Source organism: Nostoc sp., from assembly GCF_036917615.1.
Classification (GTDB): domain Bacteria; phylum Cyanobacteriota; class Cyanobacteriia; order Cyanobacteriales; family Nostocaceae; genus Nostoc.
The window spans coordinates 21,625-42,044 of the sequence record NZ_JBALCZ010000040.1; the positions used below are offsets into that span (position 1 = coordinate 21,625).

Annotated in this window: 14 protein-coding genes and 1 pseudogene; 8 read left to right on the plus strand and 7 right to left on the minus strand. The window is 44.3% G+C overall.

The genetic code is table 11. The features are described 5' to 3' along the window. Positions 1–40 precede the first annotated feature (40 nt). On the plus strand, positions 41–757 hold the full coding sequence (locus V7K85_RS14020; RefSeq protein ID WP_334814258.1) for a hypothetical protein: 717 nt from the start codon (positions 41–43) through the stop codon (positions 755–757). Between the two features lie 204 nt (positions 758–961). On the opposite strand, the gene V7K85_RS14025 is transcribed toward V7K85_RS14020, so the two are convergent. The 7 genes from V7K85_RS14025 to V7K85_RS14055 all read right to left on the minus strand — a co-directional run bounded on the left by V7K85_RS14025 (position 962) and on the right by V7K85_RS14055 (position 10,387). Beyond that, positions 962–2,998: a serine/threonine-protein kinase gene (locus tag V7K85_RS14025; protein WP_334814259.1), complete on the minus strand. Its 2,037-nt coding sequence runs from the start codon at positions 2,996–2,998 to the stop codon at positions 962–964. Positions 2,999–3,442: 444 nt separating this feature from the next. Next, positions 3,443–4,495 (minus strand): serine/threonine-protein kinase, encoded by a 1,053-nt coding sequence (locus tag V7K85_RS14030; RefSeq protein WP_334814260.1) that lies wholly within the window; start codon positions 4,493–4,495, stop codon positions 3,443–3,445. A 257-nt stretch (positions 4,496–4,752) separates the two neighbouring features. Next, on the minus strand, positions 4,753–6,987 hold the full coding sequence (locus tag V7K85_RS14035) for a glycoside hydrolase (protein ID WP_334814261.1): 2,235 nt from the start codon (positions 6,985–6,987) through the stop codon (positions 4,753–4,755). Positions 6,988–7,065: 78 nt separating this feature from the next. Continuing rightward, the gene (locus V7K85_RS14040; protein ID WP_012408256.1) at positions 7,066–7,296 is read right to left on the minus strand and encodes a NifU family protein; all 231 of its coding nucleotides are present in this window, start codon (positions 7,294–7,296) and stop codon (positions 7,066–7,068) included. Positions 7,297–7,314: 18 nt separating this feature from the next. Continuing rightward, positions 7,315–7,479 carry a hypothetical protein gene (locus tag V7K85_RS14045; protein WP_334814262.1) on the minus strand — a complete coding sequence of 55 codons (165 nt, stop codon included), beginning with the start codon at positions 7,477–7,479 and terminating at the stop codon, positions 7,315–7,317. A 736-nt stretch (positions 7,480–8,215) separates the two neighbouring features. Then, a complete protein-coding gene (locus V7K85_RS14050; RefSeq protein WP_334814263.1) occupies positions 8,216–9,979 on the minus strand; it encodes an ATP-binding protein in 1,764 nt (587 codons plus the stop codon). A gap of 171 nt (positions 9,980–10,150) precedes the next feature. After that, positions 10,151–10,387 carry a hypothetical protein gene (locus V7K85_RS14055; RefSeq protein ID WP_334814264.1) on the minus strand — a complete coding sequence of 79 codons (237 nt, stop codon included), beginning with the start codon at positions 10,385–10,387 and terminating at the stop codon, positions 10,151–10,153. A gap of 535 nt (positions 10,388–10,922) precedes the next feature. On the opposite strand from V7K85_RS14055, the gene lepA reads away from it, so the two are divergent. From lepA to V7K85_RS14090, 7 genes and pseudogenes are all read left to right on the plus strand, one after another. Next, positions 10,923–12,734, plus strand: coding sequence for a translation elongation factor 4 (lepA, locus tag V7K85_RS14060; protein ID WP_334814265.1), 1,812 nt, complete (start codon positions 10,923–10,925; stop codon positions 12,732–12,734). Between the two features lie 830 nt (positions 12,735–13,564). Next, positions 13,565–14,755 carry an efflux RND transporter periplasmic adaptor subunit gene (locus tag V7K85_RS14065; protein ID WP_334814266.1) on the plus strand — a complete coding sequence of 397 codons (1,191 nt, stop codon included), beginning with the start codon at positions 13,565–13,567 and terminating at the stop codon, positions 14,753–14,755. Positions 14,756–14,772: 17 nt separating this feature from the next. Continuing rightward, positions 14,773–18,093: pseudogene (locus V7K85_RS14070) on the plus strand (efflux RND transporter permease subunit). A gap of 121 nt (positions 18,094–18,214) precedes the next feature. After that, positions 18,215–18,493: a hypothetical protein gene (locus V7K85_RS14075; protein ID WP_334814267.1), complete on the plus strand. Its 279-nt coding sequence runs from the start codon at positions 18,215–18,217 to the stop codon at positions 18,491–18,493. 109 nt (positions 18,494–18,602) lie between these two features. Further along, the gene (locus V7K85_RS14080) at positions 18,603–18,752 is read left to right on the plus strand and encodes a diguanylate cyclase domain-containing protein (RefSeq protein WP_442940585.1); all 150 of its coding nucleotides are present in this window, start codon (positions 18,603–18,605) and stop codon (positions 18,750–18,752) included. A gap of 167 nt (positions 18,753–18,919) precedes the next feature. Then, entirely contained in the window at positions 18,920–20,107 is a 1,188-nt protein-coding gene (locus V7K85_RS14085; protein ID WP_334814269.1) for a glycosyltransferase family 4 protein, read from the plus strand. 41 nt (positions 20,108–20,148) lie between these two features. Next, positions 20,149–20,286 carry a hypothetical protein gene (locus V7K85_RS14090; RefSeq protein WP_334814270.1) on the plus strand — a complete coding sequence of 46 codons (138 nt, stop codon included), beginning with the start codon at positions 20,149–20,151 and terminating at the stop codon, positions 20,284–20,286. Positions 20,287–20,420: the final 134 nt, after the last annotated feature.

Consider the following 20,420-nt stretch of genomic DNA (forward strand, 5'->3'; position numbering starts at 1 on the left):
TATACTGAGAAAAAAGTCAAAAAATAAACAAAAAAATATAATGTTTACGTATATCAATGCTAACTTCACGCGGATAGATGAGATAGTTCCTAGTATATATAAGCTTTCTATCTCAAATAATAAAAAGTTCGTTTTCAGTCAATTCCTTATCCTTGATGAGCGCCCTATGCTGATTCATACGGGTCGCTCAAATTGGTTCGAGCAAACTTATGAGCTTGTTTCGTCTGTCTGCGATCCTTCAAAACTTCATTACATTGGTTTATGTCACCTTGAAGCTGATGAGTGCGGAGCGCTTAATCAATGGCTTGAAGCAGCTCCGCAAGCGCAAACAATTGTGAGTCCTCTGAATCAATCGAACATGGATGACTTTGCACTGCGACCAACAACGGTTCTTAAGAATAACTTTGCTCTTTCCTTGGGCAAAAGAGATATCATACTGCTTGAAACTCCTCATTTCCCTCATGGATGGGAGGGTTGTATATTTTATCAGCCGCAAGAGGAGATCCTTTTTTGTTCCGATCTTGCGGCTCATCCTGGTCAGTTCGAGGAACCTGTTACCGAAAAGGATCTTACAGAATCTATCATTAACTTTCAGCAAAAAGTCGGGTTTATGTCTGAAGGGAAAAGCTTCACTCGAGGAATTGAGGCAATAGAGAATCTACCCATTAAGTACCTTGCAACAATGCATGGTTCTATTATTCACGGGGAGTCCATCTCGAAGCTTCTTTCAAAAATGAAGCAAACCTTTGGGTCTTAAGTTGATTGTAGTCCTGAAGAAATATTGAGCTAATGCTACGACAAAAGTGTTCTTGAGTGGAGCGAATGATCGCTCTCCATGAGTTCTGCTTTTGAGGGATGCCGTTTTGGTCTGATCTTTAAGATTAATCAACCAATTTTGGATTTTAGATTTTGGATTTTGGATTTGATATCACCTCTGTTTCCTCTACCAGAGGAGAGGTTTTTACTGAGACAACCGCCAAATCTTAATAGTATTGTCCTCACTACCACTGACGAGGGTTTTGCCATCAGGACTGAAGGCGACGGATGTCACAGTGTTGGTGTGCCCCGCCAATGTGAGAATTTCCTCTCCTGTGGCTGGATTCCACAGTTTGATGGTGCGATCGCGGCTACCACTAGCAAGAATTTTACCATCGGCACTGAAGGCTACGGATGTGACAGTGTTAGCATGTCCGGCTAGCGTGCGAATTTCTTTTCCCCTAACTAGATCCCAAAGTTTGATGGTGCGATCGCGGCTAGCACTGGCTAAAGTTCTACCATCTGGGCTGATGGCTACGGTTGTTACTGTTTGAGAATTTCCTTCTAGGGTGCGGATTGGGTATCCCTTTGTGAGATTCCAGATTTTGATAGTCTTGTCAAAACTGCCACTGGCAAGAAGCACGCCATCGGGGCTGAGGGCCACTGATCGCACCCAGAATGTATGCCCTGCCAGTGTCCGAATTTGCTCTCCTGTTGCCAAATCCCATATTTTAATCGTGTTATCATCACTGCCAGTAACCAAAGTCTGGCTATCAGCACTGATGGCTAGGGCATGAACTAAGTCAGAATGCCCTGTAAGAGTACGAATTTGTTTTCGCGTTGCTAGATTCCAAATTTTGATCGTGTTGTCATCACTGGCACTAACCAGAGTTTTGCCATCTGGGCTGATCACTACGACATTTACCTGCTGAGAATGCCCGTTGAGTGAAAAGATTTGTTTTCCGGTTGCGAGATTCCAAAGTTTGATTTTGCGATCGTCGCCACTGCTGGCAATGGTTTTGCCATCAGGGCTGATGGCGATAGATAAAACCGAGTTTTCATGTCCTTGGAGGGTATTAGCTAAGGAAACTTCCCCCAAAGTAATCTTTGGTGGTTGACCTAAAAGCGCGTCATCCTTGCCAGGGCTATTGTGCTGACTCAGCCTAAAGGTCAAACTGGTCTGAATCCGGCGAAAATGTTTATACCAAGATTCTTGAAACCCGAACAACAGAATCAAAGCACTTATTAAAATTAAGATTCTCAGTAAGGGATAACTTTTTGGTAAATATGGGGCTTTCGTTGGTGGTATTTTCCCAGACGACTTCCCCGCTGGTGGCAGTGCGAGGAGTTGTTTTGGAGTCAAGTCTCTGAGGACTTCATCGGCTGACTGGTAACGTTGTTGGATGTCTTTTTTCAAAAGCTTGTCGATTACAAAATCCAACTCAGGATTTAATGGACTCCGCAAATATTCCCGCCAATTACTCACCCAGGCGTACCCAGATTCCATCCACAACTGAAAGGGGGAATTTCCTGTTAGCAGATGAAAGCAGGTAGCCCCCAAACCGAACAAGTCACTGGCAGGAAAAGCTTTACCATCTCTAATCTGTTCTAGGGGAGAATAACCATGTGAACCAATGGATGTGCCAGATTTCTGCTGAACTTTTGCGGTGAATTGCTTTGAGGAGCCAAAATCAATCAGGCTTAATCGCCCATCACTTTTATGGCGGATAATATTTTCTGGCTTGATATCCCGATGAATGACTTTGCGATCATGGATAAATTTCAGAATGGGTAGTAAGTCTAGCAAAATAGATTGAATTTCCCTAGCGTTATACGCCTTGCGCTGTTGCAACTCCTTTAACAAATTCTCCCCATTGATAAACTGCTGCACTAAATACAAGCAGCCGTCTTGCTCAAAGTAAGCTAGCAAAGTCGGAATTTGGGGATGTTCTCCAAGGTCTTGTAGTCGCTGTGCTTCTTCAGCAAACAACTCCATCGCCTTTTTTTGCGACCAAGTTCCTTGAAATTTTGGAGCTAATTGCTTGATAACACAGCGTTCATTAAGTTTATCTACATCTTCTGATAGATAGGTTCTGCCAAATCCCCCCTCATCTGAAAGGACTCGGATGACACGGAAGCGATTTCTTAAAAGTGACACCAATGGGGTGCTACAACTTTGGCAAAACTTCTTTCCATTAGGATTCAGGGGATTTGGGCAATCGGGATTTAAGCAGCAGATCATGATCTGACAGGCGCGACTGCATGACAACTTAGGCTAAGTTTGCCCCGAACTTTCCCTTATGAAAATTGACTCTCGCTTACTTGTGGTAGAAAACCCTGTTCTGGGGATTGGGGAATTACTTAATATAGTTAGCGTTTGTAAATAGTAGTTAGTCTTCCTTGTCTGTGGAAAACTACGAGAGCCATAAGATTAATTATTCTATCGATTATATAATAATCTGAATAGAAATTTTTTTTGATGTGCCAGCCCTAGTAATTTTGCTTGTATATTGGCAAGCGACAAGTGACTAAGTATTAAAGATAAACCCTCTTCAATCAATGATTACTGACTAAAAAATCTCGTCAAAATGCTTACTAAATTTGTTTTTGATATTTTCAAGTGCCGATGATTAATTGTTCATTTGATACTTTAGATTAATCAGGCTTAAACTTAATACCACCTTGTTTATTTTAGCCTTGCTCTCCATTTCCGAATAGCACTAGCAGTTCTGGCGGCAGGTGGGATGTATACATCAGGGGTTTCGTGAGAATTTTCGTGTTGTGTAATACTTTTATTATTTAATTTTTGAGTATTTAGACAGTTAGCCAAAGTAGGCAAATAGCTTTGATTACCTAAAGCTTTTATCACTTCATCGGCAGTCTTAAAGCGATCATTTAACGTAATTTTCACCATTTTTCCTAAAATCTGGGCAAAACTGTGGCTGATATTTACCTCTTTTTGCCAGCAGATTTCAGCAGTATTAGCGTCGTACTCAAATTCTAAAGGACTTTTAGCAGTCAACATATAAATACAAGTTACACCCAGTGCATAAATATCACTGGCATAAACTGGACATAGAGAAAACTGTTCTGGTGGTGCAAATCCCTTAGTCCCGATAAAGTTGGTATTTGCAGGTTGATTGATTGAGTTTTCACAAACGTCAACTAATCGCTCTTTCACCGCACCAAAATCAATCAGCACTATCCGCCTGTCATACTCACACCGCAATAAATTCTGGGGCTTAATATCCCGATGAATCACGTGATGTTTATGAAGATACTGTAATACAGGTAATAATTCCTGTAAAAACTGTTTAACTGAGGCTTCACTTTTGGGCCCAGTTTGCCGCACTTCTCGTGCCAAAGTCAAACCCGGCACGTATTCTTGAATTAAAAAAAACTCCCCATTCGCCTGAAAGTAGTCTAAGAGCATGGGAATTTGCGAATGACTACCGAGTTGACCCAAAGTTCTTGCTTCTTTTTCAAAGCGCATACATGCCCTTTGCCAACTTTGAGGATTAGTCACTTTCGGACAAAGCTGTTTAATGACACACAGGGGATTCCCAGGTAATAAGGTATTTTTGGCTAAAAACGTGACGCCAAAACCACCTCGACCCAAAATTTGCAATATTTCATAGCGATCGCGAAATAGCCGTTTGGAACCACACATCTGGCCAAGTTGAGTTTGCTCTGAAATGCTCTGTTGAGAATTCGTTATTTTCTGAAAAAAGTGATTCATTACTATAAAATATTTACTTTTAAATGTCTCTAATCTTACGACAATTATTTCTTGATAACAGTAAAATTACTGTAACTTTGCCAAATCATTAAAGTATTTCAAAAAGTAAAAATAAATTTTTATAGAATTTCCGTATTGACAATAAAGCCTAAATGTAATAAAAACTTTACCACAGATGAATCTGCTGTAGGGGCGTACATCTGTACGCCCCTACTAGGTATTTTGTAAGTGTGGTATAACACCAAAGGTATTGAGTTTTAAGGCACCTCAATCGGAATCAAAGCATTTTCTGGCAAGTAGTTGCAAAAACGCCCCTCATCTGCAAGCACCAAAATCAGGCGCAGCGGATAATCTGGCGGAACTTGCAAGTCTGCCCACGGTACTGCCAACTCTAAACAATTATTTAAAGCTACTTGAGCGCGACTGAAACGGGGCTGCCATTGATAATTGTCTCCAGCTTCCCGAAACTGAATCGATTGTGTCAGCAAGTTAATTTCTAGAAGATGATGGAAAAGGTAGTTAAGTGGGGCTGCATCAGGTACATCTGCCAAGGGAACTGGGCTGTTGAGCATTGTTTTTTCTGGATAGAACCACAGCAAATTCAACTCTGCTGGCAAATCCTGCCCTAGTGCAGCGCCACTTTTAAAGTCCAGCCGCAAATAGAAATTCAGGTGATCCACCCCATACCAAAGTCGCTGGATGACACTACTATTGTGCATCGTCCCTCGCGCTCCGCCGATTTCTATGCGTCCAGCTTTGTCCCAGTCTTGTTCATCACCCCTACCATCGATGACGGGATGAATAAACCCTTGTGGGGTGTGGTTTCCCTGTGCTTCGTGGATTTCCACTGGTTGCTTGAGATAGGGCGGTACAGGTTCATTTAATGCCTTGTAAATGCCAAACAAGTGTTCTCGAAACAACCCGTCAAAGATGGCATCTTGATTTGAGGAGTGTCCTGCACCAAACCACCAAAACCAGTCGGAACCCTCTGCGGCATACAATGCTTCCCATGCTTCTGGGTTGTTTTCTTCCGTCGCTTCGGGATGACTTGCGAGCAGATTCCTGGCTTCTGTCAGATAATCCCAAGCACGATTTTTGGCGGGATCGCCGATCCAAGTGGTGAAACTGCCATCCACCCAAGAACCGCTATGTAGTTGCCCTCCGGGAATGGTGGCTGTGGCGGGAAATTCTTCCAGAAATTCGGAGACGGTGACTAGTTTGAGGCGGGGTTCATCGCTCAAACTTTGATACAAAGCTTCTAGGAAGGGTTTGCCATCTTGGGGATAAAATTCCCAGCAATTTTCCCCATCCAAGGCGATGGTAACTAGCCAAGGTTTTTCACTTTGACTGTCTCTTTGCATTTTAGCGATCGCTTGCAAATGTCCCACTAAGTCTGCTGCTGCCTGTTTTGCTGGCATCGCACTGTAGGTAAAGCCAATCAAATCTGATAATCTGTGGTCACGAAACACAATTGACAAGTCGCCCTCTGCGGTTTGCAGGCGATACGGTTGGTACAGCAGTTCTGGTTGCTGCACATTCCCCGCCCCATCCCGATGAAAAAACTGTTTCAGCGTCCAACCTAAGACGGCTTCATCCGAGCATATCCACTTAAATCCTTGGTTAATAATGTGTGGAAGTACTGCCGGACTTACTGACTGTTCCGAAGGCCACAAACCACGAGGTATCTGTCCAAAGCGGTCTTTATAAAAGTTCCAAGCTTTCCGCAAGTGGCGGGGAATATCTTCTGCCCACTGAAATCGCTGCTCAGGTAGTGTCATATTGGGCACAGCTACCCGACCTGAGTTGGTATCAGCTAGCAAGGGTAAAATCGGGTGGGTGTAAGGCGTGGTGGTAACTTCTAGCTGCCCCGCCTCCTGCATTTTTCGATGTTGGGGGATAATGCGGCTGAGGATTTCTCGCTGTTTGGAATAAATGCGCTGGCGATCGCTTAAAGTGAAATTCCGACCCTGCTTTAACCAAGCAGCAATTTCCGGGTCATCCCAAAACAGCGGATCGATCCAAGCCAAATTGTGCCAAGCTAGCAAATCACCATAATCTGGCAATTCCCAATTTGCTAAACACCAAGCTTGTCCCTTCTCCTGTCTTTGCTGGTACAACTCGGCATAGCGGGGATGAGGGTCAATCAGGGTGTGGTGATTGGCATCGAAAAAGTGTTGAATAATGAATTCCCGCTGTTGCTGGTTGAGTTGTTCATCTGGTGTCAAGCTGGCTGTGAGGTAAGGGTCAAAAGCAGTGCCAGCAATATAATCTTCCAATTGCAATATCAGCGATGGTACTAAATTCACCGTTTGGTGTAACTTAGGATACCGCTCTAAAAGCAATACCAAATCTAAATAATCTTTAGTCCCATGCAAACGTACCCAAGGTAGACGATACTGCTGACTCGGAGATAGCGAAACGCCGCTGCCAGGAGATTTGTACAGCGGCTGATGTTGATGCCAGATAAAAGCAATGTAGAGAGGATGGGACATAGGAATAGTTAGGAGTTAAGAATCAGGAGTTAGGAGTTAATTGAAAACTCATAACTCCTAACTTCTAACTCCTAACTTTTACACCACTTGCTCAATTTCTGCAATTTCGGGAATCATTTCCTTGAGGCGGCGCTCAATACCCATTCTCAGGGTCATTGCAGAACTGGGACAAGAACCACAAGCACCTTGTAACCGCAGTTTTACAACAGGCCCATCGAGTTCTACGAGTTCCACATTGCCGCCATCAGACATGAGATAAGGGCGCATTTCATCTAAGACTGTTTCAACGTTGTCAATTGTGAGTTCCATAGTTTTAGACCTGCTAAGTTAATCATGGGTATTGGGCATGGGGCAGCCAGTGCCTTGTGGAGGTTCCCGACGCAAGGGTAGCGTTGCATTAGCGACTGTGCGTAGCGTCTGACTCGCTACCGCTTCTCTACGAGACGCTGCGCGAACGCTATCCGTTGTTCTGTGAGCATCTCCCCTTCTCACGTTCGTGAGAGGCTAGCGCCTGCCGTAGGATGCCCGAACCCTAACAGCGTCTCCTTTAGGAGAAGGGCTGTAGGGAGAAGTAACTGGCGTCATTGAGTATGGGGCATGGGGCATGGGGTCATTGAATAATAATGATCCCTGTGCCCTATGCGCCGTTACTCATTAACCATTATCCAAAATCTTATTTTCAGCTTTGTTAAATCGATCCTAAATCTAATTGCCGCTAGATTGTCAGGTGTCAGTTTTTAATGACTTTTGACTCAACCATTGCTGGTATTAGCAATTTGATATTAGATTAGCTGAAACATTGTTTTCGTGTGAACCTCCTACTTTACTCTAGCCTTTAGGTTCTGCTTTGGAATATGGCGGAAGGCAGGATCTGATGCTTCTAAGTACACCTTTGCCTAAAAAGGGGTCAACAATCTATTTTTCGTCGGTTGAGTAGAGCAAAGCGCAAGCCAACATTTAGGCGTTTGTTGTGTTTTGTTCCTCAATCCAGCCTATAATTATACGATTATAGGGGCTAGTACCGCAACGCGGAAGTCAAAAGTCACTCATTCAAAAGTATTATGGAATAAGCTCTTTAGGGCTTTTCAATGGTCTGCTTATTTATGCCGTGCTGTACTAGGGATAGAATTCTTTCCAATTTAGTTATTAAATAATAATTGCTCAAAAAATTTAAAGTTAAAAACTCAAAACCCAGTATTGCCAGGTATCCAAACTCCAAACTCCAAACTCAGCACTCACCACTGTCTGTTGAGTCGCTATCACTAGATGAAACCATGACTGGTTGTTGATATAGTGGCACTGTAAATGTGACTGTTGAGCCAAGTCCTTCGCCCAGACTATAAAAATGTACCTCGCCGCCCATTGCCTCCACTAGCTTCTGGGATATTGCTAGTCCTAAACCTGTACCGCCGTACTGGCGCGTGCGGGAGCCATCCACCTGAGAGAATAATTGAAATAATTTATCTTGTTTGTCCAAAGAAACACCAATGCCAGTGTCTGCTACACGGACTCTCACCATGCCAGGAAATTGCTGATCTTGAAAATTCGCCTTTTTGAGTACTAAATCGGCGCTGACAGTGACGCCACCCTCATGGGTAAACTTGAGGGCGTTACCTACCAAATTCAGCATAACTTGTAGCAACCGTTGGTAGTTGCTTTGGACAATGATTTCATCGGAGGTAGGAGGCATTTGCATCCGGAAGCTGAGGTTTCTCATTTCTGCTTGGGGATGCATGAAATTTTCTACATCACTGAATAGCTCATCTAGCTTGACTGGAGCGTAAACTAGCTCCATTTTGCCAGCTTCGATTTTGGCAATGTCCAAAATATCGTTGATGATATTCAGTAGATGTATCGATAATTGGTGAGCTTCTGCCAAAAATTGGTTTTGTTCTTCTGGGTCATCTGCCATCCCTTCCAAAATCAGCTTCAAGAAGCCAATCATGCCGTTGAGGGGGGTACGAATTTCATGGGATACATTAGCCAGAAACTCGCTTTTGAGGCGGGAAGCTTCTTCAGCTTTTTGACGCGCTGCTTCTAATTCTTTATATAAAGTAGCATGAGCGATCGCAGTTCCCAATTGATCTGCTGCTTCTTTTGCCAGTTCTAATTCCGATTCTGTTAATGTGTAGCATTCATCCTGCCAATTCAAGGCAACCAATCCATTCGGCTGGTCTTGATAGCAAGTCGCAATCACCAGAGTTTTTTGCCATCTAGACTCCGTGTATCCAGACACTTCCATCACAACTGGTTCTAGGGTTGCCAAGACCTGAGCAAAGGCAGGCTCAGAAGTTATATCTATTTCTGAGCCAAGCATTGATTTGAGTTCTGGCTGGCGATATTCAGCCTTCACCTCCACTTTTGAGCTAAAGGGCTGATAAGGACAAATAATGCAGCGCTCTAGCCGCAGTGCTTTCCCCAAACTATCAACTGTTTGCTGCCAAATAATATCTAAATCTAATGTCCGCCGAATATTTCTGGTAATCCGATTTATCAGTTTTTGGTGTTGCTGTGAACGTAAAGCCAACTCTATTTGTGTGGGCGTTTTTGATCCTACACGCACTTGTTTTTTGTTGAGTGTCGCTTGCACTAACCGTCCCATCACTAAAACTGTAGTGGCAGTAGTACCCAAACTTGGCATAATCGGACTAATCACTAAGTCCAACTCAAATAATTCCTGGTGGTAGCTAAACCAACACTGAAACCTTTCTGGCACCAAACTTGTCAATATTCTGTGCAATCGTTCCAAATAAGTAACCTTATCCACTGGGGAAAAGGTTTGGGTCTGGTTGAGATCGTCAACTATTTTTTCGGTATTTAACCCCAGGAGTTCGCTGTGCTGCCAACAAAAGGTCAGATAGCGCCCTGCCCCATCTTGCGTATACACCAACTCGGCTCCTAGAGTTGGTAATGAGCCATCAGTTTTACTGGTAACAGATTCCAGATTTTGGGAAAATACATTCGGCAATTGGGAATTGGCAGTAATAGTCATTAATTGAGTTGGATATACAAAGGTATCCGACCGTAATTTTACTAAAGCTGCTCAAATTTTTGCATAAATTTTTACAGCTTTTTCGTTTTTTATTGTGTATTTCTTGTTGTTTTGAAATCCAGATTGGCAAACTTTACTTTTTTAACTTGCATTGACATCTGACTGATGGCGTTAATCGTTCCATTCACCGCGAGGAGGAACGGGGGTACGCACAGGAGTGCGCGTCAGTTCATCATCTCTGAGGATTTCACCCCGCAACCACTGGCGAATCGCCACCTCAATCACTTTACTTGGGTCATTGGTGAGATGCTGAATTTGCTCTAGCAGCTCCGAGTCTAGGCGGACAGCAATTTCTACCTTATCGGCTCGTGTGTTTTCCGCTTCGGTAGTTTTTTCTCGCATATTCATAGGTTTATATACTCTGAATTGGTTTTGTCTAAAGCTTTGTAAAGTAGTTATATTGATCATTTGGGCTAATTCACTGAAAATCTTCAGGGGCACAGTTAGATAGTTCCCTGAAATAGCACCAAAGTAACAGTTTTAAGTTTCAAATCGCATTTTTCATATAACTGACTAGACAATGGCTCTAGAAGTTTTCTCGGTAAATCAGTGATTATGGGTAATTACGGGTCGCAATTGCCCATGCTCCCTACATGATCCCTACATGTACTGATTTACATTTATTGTACGCCCCTAGCTGATGAATACTAGCAGCGACAAATAGACTTTCATAATATTCTTAAAAGTCCACCTATTTAGATCGAAAGTTAAAGATGGGGTGAAGAGGGGCAGGAGAGTAGGGGAAGAATAATAGCTCCTAACTCAGCACTCACAACTGGGCACTGGGCACTAAAAGCTAGCAGCGTCTTGGCTAAGAAAGCATTAAAATACATTAAGTAAATTGCTCTTTTAACTTTGGTTGCTGCTAAGGCAAAGATAGTATATGACTGACGTTCCCGCAGTTCGCATTCGCAATTTTTGTATTATTGCTCACATCGACCACGGGAAATCAACCCTCGCCGATCGCTTGCTACAAGCTACTGGCACTGTTGAAGACCGACAGATGAAGGAACAGTTTCTCGACAATATGGATCTGGAACGGGAGCGCGGCATTACAATTAAGCTGCAAGCTGCCCGGATGAACTACACAGCCAAGGATGGTCAGCAGTATGTGCTGAACTTGATTGATACTCCGGGGCATGTGGATTTCTCGTATGAAGTTTCCCGCTCTCTTGTTGCTTGTGAAGGAGCGCTGTTAGTAGTAGATGCGTCCCAAGGTGTGGAGGCGCAAACTTTGGCAAATGTATATTTAGCCTTAGAGAATAACCTGGAAATTATCCCGGTTTTGAATAAAATTGATTTGCCAGGGGCTGAACCAGAACGGGTAATTGGCGAAATTGAAGAAATTATCGGTCTAGATTGCAGTGGTGCGATACTCGCCTCTGCTAAAGAAGGAATTGGTATTGATCAGATTTTAGAAGCAGTTGTCGAGCGGATACCGCCACCACCCAATACGATAAATGAACGCTTACGAGCGTTAATATTTGATAGCTATTACGACAGTTACCGGGGAGTAATTGTGTATTTCCGGGTGATGGATGGCACCGTCAAAAAAGGCGATCGCATCCATTTAATGGCATCTGGTAAAGAATTTGAAATTGATGAGTTAGGTGTCCTTTCTCCTATTCAAAAGCAAGTTGAAGAACTGCACGCTGGGGAAGTAGGCTATTTGGGAGCGGCAATTAGAGCTGTAGCCGATGCCCGGGTGGGAGACACAATTACCCTAAGTAAAGCGAAAGCGGAGTCACCCTTACCAGGCTACGCAGAAGCGAACCCGATGGTTTATTGTGGGATGTTCCCCATTGATGCCGACCAATTTGAAGACTTGCGGGAAGCCTTAGAAAAGCTCGAACTCAACGACGCAGCGCTACACTACGAACCAGAAACTTCGAGCGCCATGGGGTTTGGTTTCCGTTGCGGGTTCTTGGGTTTGCTGCACATGGAAATTGTCCAAGAACGTCTAGAGCGAGAGTATAACCTAGATTTAATCATTACAGCCCCCTCGGTGGTTTATAAAGTGATCACCCTGAAAGGCGAGGAACTGTACATCGATAATCCCAGCCGTTTACCTTCTCCTAACGATCGCGAAAAAATTGAAGAACCCTACGTCCAAGTAGAGATGATTACGCCGGAAACCTATGTCGGCAGCTTGATGGAGTTGTCACAAAATCGCCGTGGCATTTTCAAAGATATGAAATATCTCACCCAAGGACGAACCACCCTCACTTACGAACTCCCCTTGGCGGAAGTTGTGACTGACTTTTTTGACCAGATGAAATCGCGATCGCGCGGTTACGCCAGTATGGAATATCACCTCATCGGCTACCGTGAAAATCCTTTGGTGAAGCTGGATATTATGATTAACGGCGATCCCGTAGATTCCTTGGCGATGATTGTACACCGAGATAAAGCTTACAACGTCGGCCGGTCAATGGCAGAAAAACTCAAAGAACTAATTCCTCGCCATCAATTCAAAGTGCCAATTCAAGCGTCTATTGGCAGTAAAGTTATTGCCAGCGAACACATCCCGGCTTTGCGGAAAGATGTGCTAGCCAAGTGCTACGGTGGTGACATCAGCCGGAAGAAGAAACTATTACAGAAGCAAGCAAAAGGTAAAAAGCGGATGAAATCTGTAGGTACAGTGGACGTACCCCAAGAAGCCTTTATGGCAGTACTGCGCTTGGATCAAAGCTAATTTAAAAGTGCTTACTCAGAGACAATTTGCTGCTTGCGGCTACATCTCAACCTGAAAAAACATAAAACAGACCTAACCCTCCAGCCCCCTGACCCTAATCCCCAACGCCAGTCGCCTCAAGTCGGGAAACCCGCCCACAGCGCTGGCTTTTCCGTGGGGGTACCGAGTTCCCTTGTAGGGAAGGGGGAGTCAAAGCCTCTCTCCTAAAAAAAGAGAGGTTTGAAGAGAGGTCTTACATTTAATTAAAGTTGAGTTACTGCTCAGAAATAAGGGTAGGAATATTTCTGGTTTAACATCCGTTAATTTTAATTAGAAAGGCTGTCAACAGCAGCCTCAAATGTAGGATTTTCAGGTTTAGCTTTCAGAAAGCGCACCAGGTTGAGACTGACTCGCTATTGGCTCAACATCCTTGAGTGTGCCTCTAATGCGGGATTTATGACAGAAAAAATGATAATTTATTGTATAAATTCAAAAATCGTTGATATCTACCCAACAAACTTAATTATCTCTATCTTTAGTATTTTTTTTAATCCGTTGAACTCACGTAGTATTAATCCAGAGATTTCTCAAAGATGAGTTTGTTTGAGCTAAAGCCGCGATTAGGAGAAAAGATATATCTAAATGCTCAACAAAATATCTAGCTAGACATATAGAAAATTTCCTGCGGCAAAGCTGGAGTTGTTAGGCTTTCTCAATCCCTTGGCTTGAGACAGAAAAATTATGCAGTATATAAATTTAGCCCAACAGTATTTTATTTCATGTTAAAACGTGATTATCTATTTAAATATTTAAGCCTATTACTTGCAAATCCAGTATTAGGTATCACACTAATGCTTTCAGCATTAACGAGTGCTTGTCAAAAAAACGATCCGACAGCAAATGCTCAAAGCCCGCCACCATTAGCCGTGAAACTTCAAAGAATTGACGCAGGCACAATCGTAGAAAGTTCTGTGTTTGTCGGCTCATTGGAAGCGCAACAAAAAGTTACGCTACAGCCCCAAACTCAGGGCCGAATCGAATCAATTCTGGTGTCGAGTGGACAGCAAGTGCAGCAAGGTACGCAGATCGCATCGTTGAGTTTAGATCAAACTCAGGCTAATGTTGCCAGTTCGATCGCTGCGGCTAGTTCAGCGCAAGCAGCTTTATTGACGGCTCAAGCCCAACTTCAACAAGCCGAGGCCCAGCGCACCAAATCAGCCGCAAATGTTCAGCTGCAACGGACACAATTCAATCGTAACCAACAGTTAGTCAACGAAGGAGCCATAGCCAGGCAAGAGTTAGACGTTGCCAGAAATAATTTACAAGCGGCGATCGCGGATTTGCAAGTCGCAAACAAACAAGTTGCTGCATCAGGGGCAGGCATTCGGCAAGCACAGGCAAATGTGCGCTCTGCTCAAGCCAGTACCGCTGCCTCACAAGTCAACCTTAATTTCAAACGAGTGGTAGCACCGATTACTGGTGTAGTCGGTTATTTTCCCGTGAAAGTGGGAGATTATGTCAACACCGGACAAACGATCACCACGCTGACGCAAAACGATTCACTGGATCTCAATCTTTCTGTACCCTCAAATCGATTGAACCAACTACGAAATGGATTGCCCGTTGAGTTGATCGATCCCACCACGCAGCAATTGATTGGCACGGGCGCGATCAACTCCATTTCTCCCTCAGTCAGTTCCGATCAGCAGTCAATTTTGAGCAAGGCACGCTTTGGGAATTCACAAGGGCGACTGCGTGATGGGCAATACGTTAAAGCTCGGGTGATTTGGAATCGACAACCAGGTATCTTAATTCCCACTGTCGCAATTTCTCGCGTTGCCGGACAAAGTTTTGTGTTTGTCACCGAAAACAAAACCGTAAACGGCAAACAGCAGCAAGTTGTGCATCAGCGTTTAGTGCGCCTTGGTGAGATTCAAGGCACAAACTATCAAGTCCTCTCAGGACTTAAATCCGGCGAAACGATCGTGACTGCTGGCATTCTCAAACTTAGAGAAGGCGCACCAATTCAACCGCAATCCTAAATCCAGGACATCTGATAATGTCGATCGCCAACACCTTCATCAAACGCCCAGTATTAACTACCGTTTGTACCTTAGTGATTCTGATTTTGGGGGGAGTGTGTATTCCGCTACTGCCGCTCAATTACTTGCCAGATATTGCGCCGATTCGCGTTCAAGTCTCAGCTTCCTATACTGGGGCAGATGTGGAAACTGTCGAAACTGCGGTGACAACCACGCTGGAGCGACAGATTAACGGTGTTGAGGGAATGCAGTACATGACCTCGAACAGTTCAGCAGGTAGTAGCCAAATTTCAGTGTATTTCGGGTCACAGACGGATAAAAATATTGACCAAGTGAACGTGCAGAATTGCATTGCCCGTGCTACACCTCGCTTGCCAACGACTGTACAACAATTCGGTGTGACAGCGCAAACGTCTTCAACCAGCATTTTATTAGTGTAGGCGCTTTATCCCCAAAATAATGAGTATGATGCGCTGTTTATTAGTAACTATATTGACCTCAATTTGCGGGATCAACTGCTGAGAACACCGGGAGTTGGCGATATCACGATTTTTGGTGAAAAAGAGTATGCGATGCGGTTGTGGCTCGATCCAAATGCACTAGCGAGTCGGCAATTAACCGTGACAGATGTGTCAACGGCACTGCGATCGCAAAACATTCTCGCCGGAGCCGGAACGTTGGGTCAACAGCCTGTGCCTCCAGGTCAAAGTTATGAAATTCCGCTGCGAATCAATGGTCAATTCAAAGATGCATCAGAATTTGAGAATCTCGTCATCAAAGCCGGGAGTGATGGCAACTTAATTAAACTCAAAGATGTCGGTCATGCCGAACTCGGCTCGGAGACTTACGCTAGTAATGCGAGAAATAATGGCAAGCCGGCGATCGGCATCGCAATTTATCAGTTACCAGGTAGTAATGCGCTGGATGTGGCGAAAAACGTTCAGGCGCAAATGAATGACCTGATGAAAGACTTTCCGCCCGGATTAAAAGCCAAGATTGTTTACGATACCGTTGGGTTTGTGCAAGCCTCACTCGAAGAAGTGGTGAAAACCCTCGTCGAAGCGATCGCGCTGGTCGTATTGGTGATTTTTCTGTTTCTGCAAAACTGGCGAGCCACGATTATTCCGATTGTTGCGATTCCGGTTTCGCTGATTGGCGCATTAGCATTTGCTTACGTGTTTGGATTCTCGTTAAACAATTTGACCTTATTTGGTTTAATTTTGGCGACAGGATTAGTCGTAGATGATGCAATTATCGTTGTTGAGGCAGTCGCCCGTAAAATTGAACAGGGGGTTAGACCGTTTCAAGCGTCGGTCGAGGCGATGGACGAACTTACTGGAGCAGTGCTGGCAACGTCGCTGGTGTTGATGGCGGTGTTTATTCCAGTAGCGTTTTTTCCGGGTTCGACTGGGAGAATGTATCAGCAATTCGCGTTAGTGATTGCCTTTTTGATCGCGATTTCAGCGTTTAATGCGCTTTCATTCAGTCCCAGTATGTCGGCGATTTTGCTGCGTCCGCCACGACCCAAACGCGGCCCGCTTGGCTGGTTTTTTAACAAATTTAATCAAATTTTGGCATGGATCATTCAACGATATCTAGCGATCGTCAATTTTCTGATTCGCGTTCGTTACTTTGTCATTGGATTGTTTGTGGTCGGTTTAGCTGCGACTTATTTTATGTTTACGCATGTTCCGACCGGATTTGTTCCGAGTGAAGATCAGGGGATTTTGTTAGGCATTATTCAAGCCCCGGATGGAGTTGCTCTTGGCTATACCGATCAAGTACTCGAAAAAGTTGAACAAATTCTCCAAAAAGAACCAGAAATTAATAACATTTTTGCGACTTCGGGATTTGGCTTTGCAGGCAGTGGGTCAAATCGAGGCGTGTTCTTTGCTAAACTCAAGCCGTGGGAAGATCGCAGCAAATCCGATCAAAGTGCGTCTGCAATTTTAACCCGAATTAATGGCGCATTTCAAGGGATTCCCGAAGCCGTGATCACCGCAGTCAGTCCCCCACCGATTCAAGGCTTTAGTACGTTAGGTGGATTTGAGTTGCAGCTGGAAGACCGCACCAACGGGCGACTGACAATCGATGATTTTTTCGCCAATGCCCAAGCGGTTCTAGCGCAAGCGAATCAACAACCAGCTCTTAAAGGCGGCGTGTTTACACAGTTTACCGCCAGTACACCACAATTTGAAATCGACTTTGATCGCGATCGCCTCGAAGCACTCAACGTCAATTTTCAGGATGCTGTCACCACACTTGGAACCGCCATTGGTTCGCAGTATGTCAATGATTTTATCCTCGGACAGCAGAGCTATCGCGTTTATGTTCAGGCAGACGGCAACTATCGGCGATCGCCGAATGATATTCGTCAGCTTTATGTGCGATCAACAAATAACCAAATGGTTCGATTGAGCGAGGTTGCAACACTCACGCCGATTACAGGTCCATCTGTAATCAATCACTACAACGGCTTCCGCGCCATCGATCTCCAAGGCAGAGAAGCATCCGGTTACAGCAGTGGACAAGCAATCCAGGCAATGCAGCAAGCGGTCAGCCAAGTAGCAACACCGGGGGTTGGCAGTGACTGGATCGGAACTGCCCGCGAAGAATTAAGCGCAGGTAACTTGGGCATTCTAATTTTTGGCTTCGGGATCATTATGGTGTTTCTCACACTTGCTGCTCAGTATGAAAGTTATATTGATCCCACGATTATTTTATTGACCGTACCGTTGGCGTTGTTGGGTGCGTTGAGTGCGCTGGCGTTGCGCGGTTTGGTAAACGATGTCTACGCGAATGTGGCGTTGGTAATGCTGATCGGACTCGCCTCGAAAAACGCCATTTTGATCGTCGAGTTTGCTAACCAAGCCTATGAAGGGGGCATGACAATTCGAGAGGCAGCCTTGACCGCAGCCGAAGAACGGTTTCGACCAATTGTCATGACTTCGAGTGCGGCACTGCTGGGATTTTTCCCTCTGGTAATCGCCACCGGAGCGGGTTCTGCCTCGCGCTGGTCGTTGGGAACGGCTTTGTTTGGCGGGTTACTCGTGGCAACGATTTTAAGTTTGCTCTTTGTTCCAGTGCTATATGTAATCATCAAGAGTTTGGAAGATCGCTTGTTGAAACATAAAAGAGCTAATCGCTCCCAACCACCAGCCTCAGATGGAAACGAGGATGGACAATCAACAGCGATGCCTTCTCCTGTCGGAGACGCTGCACAAACGGCAACGTCTTCTGGTGCGTCGGCTATGCGAACGACGAACGCGCCAGCTAATTCGGCTACGGTTGGAACGCAAAGTGCCGATGACAACGCGGCTAATGATTCTACTAAATAAATGAATCCAAGAGGTTGATATTACAAGAGGTAAAGATTAAGCTGCGACTTTGTAAGACACTGAGACAATGAGAGTGTACCCTAATAATTTAACAAGGGTATTAAGCATTGAAGCAAAGCAAATGAACGTCAAACTAATCGCTTTTTCTGGCTTTGTGACCGCATTTTTGGGCGCAGGAATTGGCTTTATTGTTGCTAGTTTACTTCCTTGCCCCTACACAAGTAAAATGTATCAAAATTTGGATCAAAAATACGCCATTGTCGGTGCAGTTGCAGGCTTGCTAATTGGTTCGAGTCAGGAAATGATTCGAGAAATGAAGCAAGAACGGGATGCGGAAGAAGACTTGCTGCGGGATTTGAACAAAGCTATTCACTCAAGTACAGATAAAAAAAATTACTGATCTGTTAGTACAAAACATCGTTCTTTCAAAGAGCAATCTATGTAGCTCAAACTATTGGACAAGCAGTACGCGATTTGGCCATTTTCCATGCTCAGTCTAGTGTGTCTGACTGTGTAACTGTAGTCTAGGTGTTGTTAGCATTGTGCCAAATTCCAAAATATCACCGCCAGACTTGATTAATGCAGCAGACAAAGCACTTTATATAGCCAAACAGCACGGACGCGATCGAGTTCGTGCTGTTTGCTGTTCGCCTCTTTAGTGCTTCTTATCCCTAGCCCAGAGTTTATAACTTTTGATAAGCTTTAACAAAATAACTGTTAAAAAATCTAAAAATTTGAGGAAATGCACTCAAGAAAATTGTCAGACTTGTATTTTTAAATAAATCTAGTTTTTTATATATTTGTAAAGTGTCGGGGAATCTAGCAGATGAAGATACTGGTACTGAGTTGGGAGTTTCCGCCGAGGATTGTTGGGGGAATTGCGCGGCATGTAGCGGAGTTGTACCCGGAACTGGTAAAACTAGGGCATGAAGTCCACCTGATTACAGCGGAGTTTGGTCAGGCCTCAATGTATGAGGTAGTTGAGGGAGTAAACGTACATCGGGTGCCAGTGGCATATAGTAACGACTTTTTCCACTGGGTAGTCAATCTCAACCTGAGTATGGGACATCACGGTGGTAAGTTGATTTTAGAGGAAGGGCCCTTTGATTTAATTCATGCCCATGATTGGTTAGTAGGAGATGCCGCGATCGCTCTCAAACATAATCTCAAAATACCACTAATTGCCACAATTCACGCTACCGAATACGGACGCCATAACGGTATTTACACAGACATCCAACACTATATTAGTTACAAAGAAAACTTGCTGGCTTACAATGCTTGGCGGATTATTGTTTGTAGCGACTATATGCGCCAAGAAGTAGGACGAGCACTACACAGTCCTTGTGACAAAATCGATGTCATTTATAACGGTATCCGAGCCGAAAAGAAACAGCACCATGTAGATTTTCATGCTCCGGATTTTCGCCGCCAATTTGCCACAGATGATGAGAAAATCGTTTACTACCTTGGTCGCATGACCTATGAAAAGGGTGTACCTATATTACTCAATGCCGCACCCAAAATACTTTCCCAAATGGGAGGTAACGTTAAATTTGTGATCGTTGGAGGTGGCAATACTGACCATCTCAAACGCCAAGCCTGGGATTTGGGAATTTGGCATCATTGCTATTTTACAGGTTTTCTCTCCGATGAATACTTAGATAAATTCCAAACTGTCGCTGACTGTGCCGTTTTTCCTAGTCTTTACGAACCCTTTGGAATTGTGGCTTTAGAAAGCTTTGCTTCTCGTGTTCCTGTAGTCGTTTCTGATACTGGTGGTTTACCGGAAGTGGTGCAACATAGCAAAACAGGCATTATTACTTGGGTGAACAATCCCAATTCTTTAGCTTGGGGAATTTTGGAGGTTTTGAAAAATCCAGGTTATCGGCAATGGCTGGTGGATAATGCTTATGAGGATTTAGAGCGGCGTTTTAGCTGGCCGAAATTAGCCAAGCAAACCGAGGAAGTTTATCAGCGAGTTGTACAAGAGCGATCGCAAATTGCCTGGTAATCAATCAAGTATACTGTTCTACAGATGACAGAACTGAGTGGGTGAGGTTTAATAGCGACAGCCAGGACTACAGCCCTGATTTTACGAACCATCCTGGTTATGACACCTTTGCAGATCGCAACAACCCCAATGATTCCGATGGTATGCCCTTCCGTACCCATCTTGGCATTGGGACTTAGAGGATATCTGAAAAGTGTACGAAAGGTATAATTTGTGATTCTGAGCGTAAGGAAGTGGAGCGTTCGCGTAGCGTCTCGTTGGCGCAGCCTCTCGTAGAGAAGAGAAGAATCGCAATTTACCGTGGGTTGATGAG

What these genes read in the sequence shown, in the direction of transcription:
- V7K85_RS14020 (WP_334814258.1), top strand. Translation starts at nt 41, where the DNA reads ATGTTTACGTATATCAATGCTAACTTCACGCGGATAGATGAGATAGTT.
- V7K85_RS14025 (WP_334814259.1), bottom strand. Translation starts at nt 2,998, where the DNA reads ATGATCTGCTGCTTAAATCCCGATTGCCCAAATCCCCTGAATCCTAAT.
- V7K85_RS14030 (WP_334814260.1), bottom strand. Translation starts at nt 4,495, where the DNA reads ATGAATCACTTTTTTCAGAAAATAACGAATTCTCAACAGAGCATTTCA.
- V7K85_RS14035 (WP_334814261.1), bottom strand. Translation starts at nt 6,987, where the DNA reads ATGTCCCATCCTCTCTACATTGCTTTTATCTGGCATCAACATCAGCCG.
- V7K85_RS14040 (WP_012408256.1), bottom strand. Translation starts at nt 7,296, where the DNA reads ATGGAACTCACAATTGACAACGTTGAAACAGTCTTAGATGAAATGCGC.
- V7K85_RS14050 (WP_334814263.1), bottom strand. Translation starts at nt 9,979, where the DNA reads ATGACTATTACTGCCAATTCCCAATTGCCGAATGTATTTTCCCAAAAT.
- V7K85_RS14055 (WP_334814264.1), bottom strand. Translation starts at nt 10,387, where the DNA reads ATGAATATGCGAGAAAAAACTACCGAAGCGGAAAACACACGAGCCGAT.
- lepA (WP_334814265.1), top strand. Translation starts at nt 10,923, where the DNA reads ATGACTGACGTTCCCGCAGTTCGCATTCGCAATTTTTGTATTATTGCT.
- V7K85_RS14065 (WP_334814266.1), top strand. Translation starts at nt 13,565, where the DNA reads ATGCTTTCAGCATTAACGAGTGCTTGTCAAAAAAACGATCCGACAGCA.
- V7K85_RS14075 (WP_334814267.1), top strand. Translation starts at nt 18,215, where the DNA reads ATGAACGTCAAACTAATCGCTTTTTCTGGCTTTGTGACCGCATTTTTG.
- V7K85_RS14085 (WP_334814269.1), top strand. Translation starts at nt 18,920, where the DNA reads ATGAAGATACTGGTACTGAGTTGGGAGTTTCCGCCGAGGATTGTTGGG.